Raw genomic sequence first — 11,293 nt, 5'->3', positions numbered from 1 at the left:
GAGTGAGTAAATACCTCTTTTTATGAATATTTCGGCTGTTTTTGACTGATTTCAAATTAGGCGATTGGCTAATGATATCCACAATTAATCGACAGCCTCATAAACGTGCTTACAGATAGACAAGTCGATCAAAAGTGACATATTTGGAATTGTAACACTGTTTTTCAGTGTTACAGCAGTCAGTCCAAGCAATAACTCCTCTATAACGCTGATAAACGTGCTTACAGAAAGACAAGTAGATCAAAAGTGACATATTTGGAATTGTAACACTGTTTTTCAGTGCTACAGCAGTCAGTCCAAGCAACAACTCCACTTTAACGCTGAAAACCGTGCTTACAGATAGGATTGTCAGGATTTTCTGGTGGTTTTTCTTGTTTATCGAGGCCGCTCCTTTCTATACAATCAATCATTGGAAGAAATCATTCATTAAGCAGCCCTGTATGCGACGCAATATGAACGAGACAAGCATAAGGAAGGTCAAATATGGAAAATCTACTTTTGGCGACAATAAGTCATGCTTGGAATTAGTCATCGACGCCCAAATAGCTTTTTGATATAATACTAAAGGTGAATATTACCAAATTTAAAAGAGACAGTGGAGAAAAGTAAATAAGAATGGAGGCGGTTACATCAGATGGAGTATACAAATAACTATGTAATCGTAGCGATTTTTCTGGGATTAGCTATTATCCTACCTGTTGCGGCGCTTACGATTGGCAAATGGTTAAGACCAAGCAAGCCCGTCGAGGAGAAGTACACGACGTATGAGAGTGGGAACGAGCCTGTAGGTGAGGGACAAATCCGGTTTAACATTCGTTACTATTTATTTGCTTTGATGTTTGTCATCTTTGATGTAGAGACCGTATTCCTGTATCCATGGGCTGTAGCTTTTAAACAGCTTGGACTTTTTGCTTTAGTGGAAATGTGCATTTTTGTAGCCTTGCTTGCCATAGGATTAATATACGCTTGGAAGAAGAAGGTGCTGCAATGGACTTCAGTCTAGAGTCGATATCCCCCGAGGAACGGGAAGAGCTGAACCGTAATGTATTTATGACTACACTCGAGCAAGTGAAAGCTTGGGCTCGCAGTAATTCACTTTGGCCGCTTACATTTGGCCTTGCTTGTTGTGCTATCGAAATGATGGGAACAGGCGGATCTCACTATGATTTGGATCGTTTCGGAGTCATCTTCCGTACGTCACCAAGACAATCGGATGTCATGATTGTTGCAGGGACAGTAACGAAGAAAATGGCTCCTTTGCTGCGCCGTCTTTATGAGCAGATGCCTGAGCCGAAGTGGGTTATTGCCATGGGCTCTTGCGCAACTGCTGGAGGACCTTATGTGAAATCGTATTCGGTTGTAAAAGGTGTCGATCAAATTGTGCCCGTTGATGTGTATATTCCGGGTTGTCCACCGAATCCAGCAGCACTGATCTATGGCATTAATAAGCTTCAGGAGAAAATTCGCTATGAAGCGAAGACCGGGAAGCAGGTGACGAATCGATGAGCGACGAAAAAAAGCCGGAGAGCAAGGGAGATCAGCCTCCTGCCGAGGCTGACAAGAAAGTAAGCGAATCGCCTCTAGAGGAGGCCGCCTCCGAGGTGGGCGAGCTAACGCCCGAGGCTCGCGCAAGCAAGACTCCGCTCAGCGAGGAAGTTCAAGCTGCCGTAGACAGAGCGGCGGAGAAGCAGGCCGCTGACCCAGCTGCGCAAACGACTAGCGAGCCGAGCGACGCGCCTGCGGCTGAGCTCGCGGAGCGCGCGCCGGACGCAAGCGCCGATGCGGCAGCTCAGCCTGCGCCAAGCGCAAGTGCTGATGTGACAGCTGAGCCTGCACCAAGCGCAAGTGCTGATGTGGCAGCCGAGCCCGCGCCAAGCGCAAGCACCGACGCCGCAGCCGAGCGCGCCGCGGCGAGAGCCGCCCGCCTCGCTGCGCGGGCGGCCGCTGAGCCGTCGGGCGAGCCCGCGACGGCAACCCCAGCGCCTGCGTCAGGTGACGCAGGCGAGGACGAGAAGGCGGCCAAGGCCCAGGCCGCCGCAGAAGCCCGCGCCGCGCGAGCAAGCGCGCGCGGAGCCAAAACCGAATCGGCGGAGCCTGCCGCGCCGAAGGAGCCTTCACCGAACCAGCCGCTGCTGGACCGGTTGGTTGCGATCCTCAAAGCCGACGTGGCCGAGGAGGCCGTCGTCGATTCCTTCATCAACGAGAAGGACGCGCACCGTCCTTATGTCGTGATTCACAGTACACACTGGCCTCAGGTTGCGGTCACTTTGCGAGATCACGAGGAGCTGCGCTGCGACTACCTGCGCAATCTCTCCGGCGTCGATCAGGAGACGCACCTGGAGGTGGCGTATCATCTGCTTTCTCTCACACACAGGAATGAGTTTTGCGTGAAAGTGAAAACAGACCGTGAACAGCCAAGCATTCCCTCGGCAGCCTTGATATGGCCCACAGCCGACTGGAATGAGAGAGAGGTCTTTGATCTGCTTGGGATCGACTTTCCAGGTCACCCGAATTTAGTCAGAATTATGATGCCTGACGATTGGGTCGGCCATCCACTTCGCAAAGATTACGAACCGCTTGACCCGGAGGTGTAGCACTTGTTACGGACAGAAGAGCTCCTGTTAAACGTCGGTCCTCAGCATCCTAGTACGCACGGAGTTTTCCGCGTGATCGTGAAGCTGGATGGAGAAATTATTAAAGAAGCTATACCTGTAATGGGCTATCTACATAGAGGAACAGAGAAGCTGGCTGAGAACCTCAGCTATACACAAATCATCCCCTATACGGATCGCATGGATTATGTTTCAGCGATGACAACCAATTACGTGCTCGTTCATGCCGTAGAGAAGATGATGCAGTTGGAAGTGCCGGAGCGAGCGGAGTTTCTTCGCCTCATCGTGATGGAGCTTCAGCGTATAGCTTCTCATATGGTTTGGTGGGGAACTTACTTGCTGGATATCGGTGCCATGAGTCCTTTTTTGTATGCGTTCCGTGATCGGGAAATTATTATTGATCTATTTAACGAACTTTGTGGTGCTCGTCTGACTTACAACTACATGCGTGTAGGTGGCGTAAAGTGGGACGCGCCGGAAGGTTGGATCGATAAAGTTAAGAAATTCATTCCTTATATGTACGGTAAATTAGAGGAATACCACACGTTAGTTACAGGAAATGAAATCTTTCTTTCCAGGATTAAAGGCGTGGGCAAGTATGACGCACAGACAGCCATTGCATACGGGCTTAGCGGCGCTAACCTTCGCTGCACAGGTGTAGACTGGGATATTCGCAAAACGCAGCCGTACAGCCTGTACAGCCGCTTCCAGTTCGAAGTGCCTGTGCGAAGCGGCGGCGATTGTTATGATCGCTACTTGGTACGCATGGAAGAAGTGAAGCAATCCTTGCGTATTCTGGAGCAAGCGGTTGAGCAGTTCCCTGAGCAAGGTGAAACAATGGGCAAAGTACCCAGAGTTATCCGGCCGCCTGAGGGAGAAGTATATGCGGCGATTGAATCCCCGCGTGGGGAAATCGGTTGTTACATTATTTCCCGTGGGAAGCAAGAGCCTTTCCGCCTGAAGTTCCGCAGACCTTCCTTTGTAAATCTGCAAATACTGCCAAAGCTGTTGGTCGGTGAGACGATGACCAATCTCATTACCATATTGGGTGGCATTGATATTGTCGTTGGGGAGGTGGATGCCTAATGGTCAATTTGTTGGAGGAGAGTCTGACATGGACGAACTTCTTCGTTTTCCTGTTCTGGGGTATTGTCATGCTGATGCTCGTTCTGGGCTTCGTGACCTATGCTATTTATTTTGAACGCAAGGTTATCGGTTGGATGCAGATGCGGATCGGACCGAACCGGACAGGACCTTTTGGGCTTCTGCAGAGTGTCGCGGACGTATTCAAGCTTCTGATTAAAGAGGATACAATCCCAAAGAAGGCGGAACGTGAGCTCTTCATTTTGGCTCCCATTATTACATTTATTCCGTCGTTCACGATTATTGCAACGATTCCGTTTTCAGACCGAATGTTTAATGCCAACTTGAATGTCGGCCTGCTCTTTTACGTAGCCCTCACGGGGATATCGACGATTGGTATTATTCTTGGGGGTTGGGCATCCAATAACAAATATGCTCTTCTGGGCGGTATGCGTTCTGCTGCTCAAATGATTAGCTACGAAGTTCCACTCGTCATCTCCGTTATCGGTGTCATCATGATGACAGGCAGCCTGAATCTCCATACCATTGTGGATCACCAAACTGGTGGCTTCTGGCATTGGAACTTCATTCCGCAAATCCTGGGCTTCGTCATTTTCGTTATTGCTGGCGTTTCAGAACTGAACCGAACCCCTTTTGACTTACCTGAAGCAGAATCAGAGCTGGTTGCGGGCTACCATGTAGAATATAGCGGTTTCCGTTTCGCCTTTTTCATGCTATCTGAGTATGTTTATGTGTTCGTTATTGCTTCTTTAATAAGCCTTATTTTCCTAGGAGGTTGGCACTCGCCATTTCCGTTCCTTGATTTTATTCCAGGTATTATCTGGTTCCTGCTGAAATTTTCTTCCGTTGTGTTCTTCCTGTTCTGGCTGCGTGCAACACTGCCCAGGGTTCGGGTTGATCAACTGATGGGCTTTGGCTGGAAAGTGCTGCTGCCACTGGCCTTGGTCAATATGCTGCTGACTGCGATTATTCTGACGATCACATCCTAAGATGTATAAAAGGAATGCTTCGCTTCCACGTTGACGAAGATGGGGTTCCTACAGAAAAAGTTTAAGGAGGGAACATAATGAAAGGCATAATGAAAGGCTTAGGCGTAACGTTCAAAAGCATGACCCAGAAAAAAATAACGTATGCCTACCCTGATGTCCCCATAAAAATGCCGGATCGCTTCCGTGGTATTCAATATTTTGATCCAGAAAAATGTATTGTTTGTAATCAATGTGCGCGCGTTTGTCCGACGGAGTGTATCACCTTGACGGGCAAAGCGAACCCAGACCCTGAGAAAAAGGGAAAGGTTATCGATACGTACGACATCAACTTCGAAGTCTGTATATTATGCGATCTCTGTACGGAGGTTTGTCCGACGGAAGCGATCGTGATGACCAACAATTTCGAGCTTAGCACCTACAGTCGTGATGATTTGTTCAAAAACATGCAGTGGTTAAGTGAAAACACCCAAAACATTCGCCAAGAGAACAATTCGGCTATGCCAAAAGGGGGAGCCAAGAAAGATGTTTAACGGAATTGGTGATTTCCTATCAAGCGGTTCTAGTTGGGCTTTCTTCATCTTTGCGCTGCTGGCGATTGGCGGAGCCATCTTCATGATTTCTTTTACCAAAGTAGTCCATATGGTCGTTGCTGTTGCCCTGACCTTCATTAGTTTAGCTGGACTATACGTTATTCTAGAGGCTGAGTTTGTGGCTTTTGTGCAAGTGTTAATTTATGCCGGCGCCATTTCGATTCTGATGATTTTCGGCATTATGATGACCAAGCACAGACAAGGGGAAGAAGAGGAGCCTAGGCGTCCTTGGCATGAGGGCTTGGCCATTGTGGGTGCATTGGGACTATTCGGGGTGTTATTCTACGCCATTCAAAAAACGACATTTGTTTCCTCAGGCACGCTGGATGTCGGTAAGGATAATACGCTTGAGATCGGTAAACTGCTCTACAACGAGCATGTGATTCCATTTGAAATCATGTCGGTGCTTCTGACAGTAGCCTTCATTGGGGCCATTGTGGTCGCGAAGAGAGAGGAGGATTAAGCTGTGGGCACTATCATTACTCCCTATCTGACGTTGGCAGCAATCCTGTTCTGTATCGGCTTGTATGGTGCGTTAACGAAGAAAAATGGGGTTATCGTCCTGTTGTCGATTGAGCTTATGCTGAATGCCGTCAACTTGAATTTAATCGCGTTTTCGAAACTTGGCGACCATCCAGCGCTAACAGGTCAAATTTTCTCGCTATTCAACATTACAATCGCAGCTGCGGAGGCAGCAATCGGAATTGCCATACTGATTACCATTTATCGAAATAAAGGGACAGTAGATGTGACGGATTTGGATTCTATGAAGCGCTAGGAGGCTAACAAGGATATGATATCGGACTATTCTCAGTACGCATGGCTCATTCCGTTGTTTCCGCTGCTCGCTTTTCTAGCGCTTACGGCTATGGGACGTCAATTAAAAGATTCAGGGATCTACATTAGTATTTTCGCGATGCTGGCGTCATTCATCTTGGCCTTACTGATTTTCGTCGAGAGAATTGGCGGTAAAGTGGTCGATTACACGTTTAATAAGATGAATTGGCTCCAGGTGGGCGATTACACACTCAAGATGGGTTTTGAGGTAACGAATCTGAATGCCTTGATGCTCGTCATTGTTACTCTGGTATCTCTGCTCGTTAATATTTATTCCAAAGGGTATATGAAAGGCGACGACCGGATTCATGTATTTTTTGGCTACATTGCGCTCTTCTCTTTTTCGATGCTAGGGCTTGTTATTTCAGAAAATATGCTGGAGTTGTTCATTTTCTGGGAGCTTGTAGGCGTGTGCTCGTTCCTGTTAGTAGGGTTCTGGTACTTTAAGCCAGAGGCGAAGGCGGCAGCGAAGAAAGCATTCATCGTCACCCGAATTGGGGATGTCGGTCTGTTCATTGCCATTTTGATGCTGTACTGGTATATGCCAGGCCACGCGCTGGATTTCACTTCTATACATAATGCCTTTACATCCGGCAAAATTGACCCGTCCATCGTTACCTGGATTGCCATTCTTATCTTTATCGGTGCAATGGGGAAATCCGGGCAATTTCCGCTTCATACTTGGCTCCCGGATGCGATGGAAGGTCCGACGCCGATTAGTGCGTTGATCCATGCAGCAACGATGGTTGCAGCTGGTGTGTACCTAGTCGCACGTACCTTTGATATTTTCCATGCCTCACCGGATGCTTTGCTTGTAGTGGCTTATGTCGGTGGTTTCACTGCCATTTTTGCAGCAACAATCGGAATTGCGCAAAACGATATCAAGCGTATCCTTGCCTATTCGACCGTGAGTCAGCTTGGCTATATGATGATGGCGCTTGGTATAGGTGTTTCGTACACATCAGGGATGTTTCACCTGTTCACACACGCTTTCTTCAAGGCTTTGCTATTCTTGGGTGCAGGAAGTGTCATTCACGCTGTACATACACAAGACATTAATGAAATGGGCGGCTTATCCCGCAAAATGAAGATAACGACATGGACCTTTGCGATAGGAACGCTCGCTCTTTCCGGGATTTTCCCATTCGCTGGGTTTTGGTCGAAGGACATGATTTTGACGGAAGCTTACGAGCACAATCAGCTGTTGTTCTGGGTAGGTGTGATTGCCGCATTCTTCACAGCCTTCTACATGTCCCGTTTGTTCTTTCTCGTGTTTATGGGCTCTTCCAGAGGAAAAGCCGTGGTTGCAGACCATCACAACCATGATGATCATACACAGGGTTCCCAGACAGCCCAAGAGCCGCATGAGTCTCCGGCATCGATGACAACTCCGCTTATTATTTTAGCGATTCTTGCTGTTGTTGCAGGCTTTGTGAACACACCGTTTAACGCGTGGCTAAGCAACTGGTTGACGGGTCAAAATCACGAAGAGAGCGCCAATTGGACCGTTATTATTTTATCTACTTTGGCGGGTCTTCTAGGCATTGGTCTCGGTTATCTGATCTACCTGAAGCGTTCCATTCCGCGAGATGTCATTTCGGGTAAAGTACCATGGCTGTATACACTGCTGAATCGAAAATATTTCATAGACGAACTTTATGACACTGTCATTGTGAAGCCGCTAAATGGCTTAGGATGGATTCTTGAGCTGATTGACGTTTATGTGATCGATGGACTCGTGCGTTTGGTTGCTTTTACAGTAGTTGGCATTGGTCGTCTCGGTTCTCGTCTTCAGAACGGTCAACTGCAAACATATGGCGTCATTATGCTCCTGGGTATGCTGATTTTGGCGCTTGCCATTGCAGGAAGGAGGTTCATCCATGCCGGCTAGTCTTCCAATCCTAAGTATACTCGCGTTTTCTCCCTTATTGGGCGTACTGGTATTGCTCTTCATACGCGGAGATCGCGGACGTCTGATCAAAACGATAGCGATAGTTACAACACTGATTCCTCTGATTTTGGCAGCATGGCTGTACGCCGATTACAACTATCAGGGCGATCCGATTCAGTATAAAGAAACGCTGGACTGGATTAAAGTTCCGCTTAATCATGAGGGCATTCCGCAGCTTACTTCCTACTTTTTCGAATTTAAATATTCGATGGCGGTAGATGGCATATCGTTGCCTCTCGTCTTTCTGACAGCGTTTGTTTCGTCGATGGCCGCGTTAGCTTCGGTATATATTAAGAAGAGATGGAAAACATTCTACATTTTGTTTTTACTGCTCGAAGTGGGTATGTTCGGTGTCTTCATGGCGCAAGATTTGTTCTTGTTCTTCCTTTTCTTTGAAATCACACTCGTACCGATGTTCTTCTTGATTGGTATATGGGGCTACATGAATCGTGAGCAGGCTGCGAATCGCTTCCTTCTCTACAATGGACTAGGTTCGGCGATTATGTTGATTGCTTTCCTGATTCTTGTCAGCACTGCAGGCTTTAGCCAATTGCCTTCGCAAGCAGAAGGAATCGTTTATTACAGCGGTGATATTCATACGATCGCCCATAATTTGCTGCAAGATCCATCTGCCTACGTGAATCAGGCGGATACACCCTTCTTTCTGACCAGCACGATGAAATGGACCTTGTTCATTATGCTGTTGGTGGCTTTCGGTATTAAGCTGCCCATCTTCCCATTCCACACGTGGATGTTGAAGGTTCATGCGGAAGCTCCGCCTTCCGTGGTTATGATTCACTCGGGTATCCTGCTGAAAATGGGTGCTTACGGTCTCATCCGCTTTGGTATCCTATTCTTTCCGGCGGAAGCCAAGCAATGGGCTTGGATGCTAGCACTCTTAGGAGTTATTAACATCCTGTACGGCGCTATACTGGCCATGGTGCAAAAGGACTTCAAACTTGTGTTGGCGTACTCAAGTATTAGCCACATGGGGATCGTCCTGCTCGGACTTGCCGCGTTTAATGTGACCGGCTTGCAGGGCGCCATCTTCCAGTTGATCTCACACGGCCTCATTTCGGCCTTGATGTTCTTGCTCGTAGGCAGTATCTACGAGCGAACCGAAACAACACAGCTTGACCGCTTAGGCGGCCTAGCCGCGTCCATTCCTTTCATCAGCGGCATTCTGCTAATCGCTGGGATGGCTTCACTCGGCTTGCCGGGCCTATCCGGTTTCATCAGTGAGTTCCTCGCGTTTCTCGGACTCTTCGAAACGCACCGCGTGTACGCCGTCGTCGGTACACTGGGTATTATCCTCGCAGCGGTTTACGTTCTGCGTGGGGTGCTTAACATCACATTCGGCCCTAAACAAGAGGGCCTACAGCTTCAAGGCATGCGCGACGCCCGATTAATCGAAGCGGTGCCGATGATTGCCTTGGTGGCTTTCATTCTCCTGCTGGGGATATACCCAAGCGTGCTGAGTCAGCCGCTTCAGCAAACGATAGGCAGCTTTGATCAATTGATCCAAAGTGTAGCCGGAAAGATAGGGGGTTAGTCCGGTGGAACAGCTTCGACTCCATGTTACCGATTTAGCGCATCTGCTGCCTGAGCTTTCGCTGGTTGCCACCGCGATCATCCTATCTCTCTTAGATTTGATCTTGCCCAATCGAGTTAACCGATCCCTTATCGGATGGCTTTCCTTGGTCGGTGTTGCTATTTCTGCGATATTCGTTATTCTTCAGTTGAACCCGAGTGAAGACATTCAATTGCTCAATCTTAGCTATAGAGTGGACGATTTCTCTAATCTGCTTAAATTATTTATTTTAACAGGCACAGGCTTTGTGATCTTGATGAGCCTAGGCTTCGTGAAGGAAAAAGACATTCCTCATGTAGGGGAATATTACTACTTCTACTTACCGGCAGCGCTGGGTGCAATGATCATGTCATCGTCAGGTGATCTAATCACGTTGTATGTTGGATTAGAACTGCTGAGTATTACCTCATACTTACTCGTTGCGATGAAGAAGCGTGACCACCAATCGAACGAAGGTGCATTCAAGTACTTGGTCATGGGCGGAATTTCGTCAGCCATTATTTTGTATGGTATGTCGTTCCTGTACGGCATGGTCGGATCCAGCAATTTAGCACAAATCGGAGCTGCTCTGCCTTCGTTGATTCCAGCCTACGAGCCGCTCCTGTATGTCGCTTTCTTTATGCTGTTGGCAGGCTTCGGGTTTAAGATTGCTGCCGCTCCGTTCCACAGCTGGGCTCCGGATGTATATCAAGGTGCGCATACGCCGGTAACAGCCTTTCTGGCTGTTGTATCCAAAGCTGCCGGGTTTGCCATCCTTTTCCGGGTTTTCTACCTATTGTTTGGCTTTAGCAGCTTTGAGAGCAGCTCGCTGCAAGCTGATGTCTTCTTAGCGATATCGGTCATGGCAGCCATCGCTATGGTGGCGGGTAACTTCATTGCGCTCAAACAAACGAATATGAAACGGCTCCTGGCTTATTCAGGGATCGCGAATGCCGGCTATTTGTTAGTTCCCATCGGGACTTACTTTTCAGCTACACATACGGCGAATTTCTCTGAATTTATCTTCTACTTGATTGCCTACTTATTTATGAATATCGGTGCATTCGCTGTGCTCATGATTATCGAGCAGGCTGAAGGCCATACGGAATTAAAAGGTTTTTCAGGTCTTTATTACAGGGCCCCATTAACCGCTTTAGCTATGGTGCTCATTGTGCTTTCTCTAGCTGGTCTACCTGTTTCAGGGGGGTTCTTCGGGAAACTATACATCATTCTAGGTACGATGCAGACCCATCAATACTGGCTGGGAGCACTGATGATCCTTACCAGTGTCGCTTCATTGTATTATTACTTCAACGTTGTTCGGCAAATGTTCATGCGTATTGACTATGAACCTGTTGAGGTGAAAATACCGGTTCCATTAGGCATTACGGTATGGTTATGTGCCCTTGTTGGGCTGGCACTCGGATTTATACCACATGTAATTCTCCGAGGCATAGAATCCATTTTCGTCTTGACCACGGATTTTTTAATGAAGTAAATATGTTTGGTAAAAGCTTCTCTCTGCAAAATGCAGGAGCGGCTTTTTTTTGTCCGTAGATAAGAAAGTATATGTCTATACATTTGCTTCGCATCTACCTTGATAAACCCGCTCGTCCCTGGAGGACGACGAAGTCGTTTAT

The 11,293-nt window shown here is 47.8% G+C and carries 11 protein-coding genes; all 11 read left to right on the top strand.

Translation table 11 applies throughout. The annotated features are described in order from the left end of the window. Positions 1-634 precede the first annotated feature (634 nt). The 11 genes from FU659_RS28145 to FU659_RS28095 all read left to right on the top strand — a co-directional run bounded on the left by FU659_RS28145 (position 635) and on the right by FU659_RS28095 (position 11,151). Entirely contained in the window at positions 635-1,003 is a 369-nt protein-coding gene (locus FU659_RS28145; RefSeq protein ID WP_147950604.1) for an NADH-quinone oxidoreductase subunit A, read from the top strand. Further along, the gene (locus FU659_RS28140) at positions 988-1,506 is read left to right on the top strand and encodes a NuoB/complex I 20 kDa subunit family protein (protein WP_029195655.1); all 519 of its coding nucleotides are present in this window, start codon (positions 988-990) and stop codon (positions 1,504-1,506) included. The genes FU659_RS28145 and FU659_RS28140 overlap by 16 nt, the downstream gene beginning before the upstream one ends. Then, the gene (locus FU659_RS28135) at positions 1,503-2,594 is read left to right on the top strand and encodes an NADH-quinone oxidoreductase subunit C (RefSeq protein ID WP_147950603.1); all 1,092 of its coding nucleotides are present in this window, start codon (positions 1,503-1,505) and stop codon (positions 2,592-2,594) included. The genes FU659_RS28140 and FU659_RS28135 overlap by 4 nt, the downstream gene beginning before the upstream one ends. 3 nt (positions 2,595-2,597) lie before the next feature. Next, the gene (locus tag FU659_RS28130; RefSeq protein WP_147950602.1) at positions 2,598-3,698 is read left to right on the top strand and encodes an NADH-quinone oxidoreductase subunit D; all 1,101 of its coding nucleotides are present in this window, start codon (positions 2,598-2,600) and stop codon (positions 3,696-3,698) included. Then, positions 3,698-4,705, top strand: coding sequence for an NADH-quinone oxidoreductase subunit NuoH (gene nuoH, locus FU659_RS28125; protein ID WP_147950601.1), 1,008 nt, complete (start codon positions 3,698-3,700; stop codon positions 4,703-4,705). Before FU659_RS28130 ends, nuoH begins: the two co-directional genes overlap by 1 nt. Positions 4,706-4,782: 77 nt before the next feature. Then, positions 4,783-5,235, top strand: coding sequence for an NADH-quinone oxidoreductase subunit NuoI (gene nuoI, locus FU659_RS28120; RefSeq protein WP_147950600.1), 453 nt, complete (start codon positions 4,783-4,785; stop codon positions 5,233-5,235). Beyond that, complete coding sequence (locus FU659_RS28115; protein WP_147950599.1) at positions 5,228-5,758, top strand: NADH-quinone oxidoreductase subunit J; 531 nt, start codon at positions 5,228-5,230, stop codon at positions 5,756-5,758. The genes nuoI and FU659_RS28115 overlap by 8 nt, the downstream gene beginning before the upstream one ends. A gap of 3 nt (positions 5,759-5,761) precedes the next feature. Next, positions 5,762-6,073, top strand: a complete 312-nt coding sequence (gene nuoK / locus FU659_RS28110) for an NADH-quinone oxidoreductase subunit NuoK (RefSeq protein WP_147950598.1) — start codon at positions 5,762-5,764, stop codon at positions 6,071-6,073. Positions 6,074-6,088: 15 nt separating this feature from the next. Next, a complete protein-coding gene (nuoL, locus tag FU659_RS28105) occupies positions 6,089-8,023 on the top strand; it encodes an NADH-quinone oxidoreductase subunit L (protein ID WP_147950597.1) in 1,935 nt (644 codons plus the stop codon). Next, entirely contained in the window at positions 8,013-9,635 is a 1,623-nt protein-coding gene (locus tag FU659_RS28100; protein WP_147950596.1) for a complex I subunit 4 family protein, read from the top strand. Before nuoL ends, FU659_RS28100 begins: the two co-directional genes overlap by 11 nt. Positions 9,636-9,639: 4 nt before the next feature. After that, the gene (locus tag FU659_RS28095) at positions 9,640-11,151 is read left to right on the top strand and encodes an NADH-quinone oxidoreductase subunit N (RefSeq protein WP_147950595.1); all 1,512 of its coding nucleotides are present in this window, start codon (positions 9,640-9,642) and stop codon (positions 11,149-11,151) included. Positions 11,152-11,293: the final 142 nt, after the last annotated feature.

The organism is Paenibacillus sp. N3.4, assembly GCF_008017805.1.
Classification (GTDB): Bacteria; Bacillota; Bacilli; order Paenibacillales; family NBRC-103111; genus Paenibacillus_E.
The sequence above is the reverse complement of the archived record's forward strand: the minus strand, read 5'-3'. Positions and strand labels throughout refer to the sequence as shown.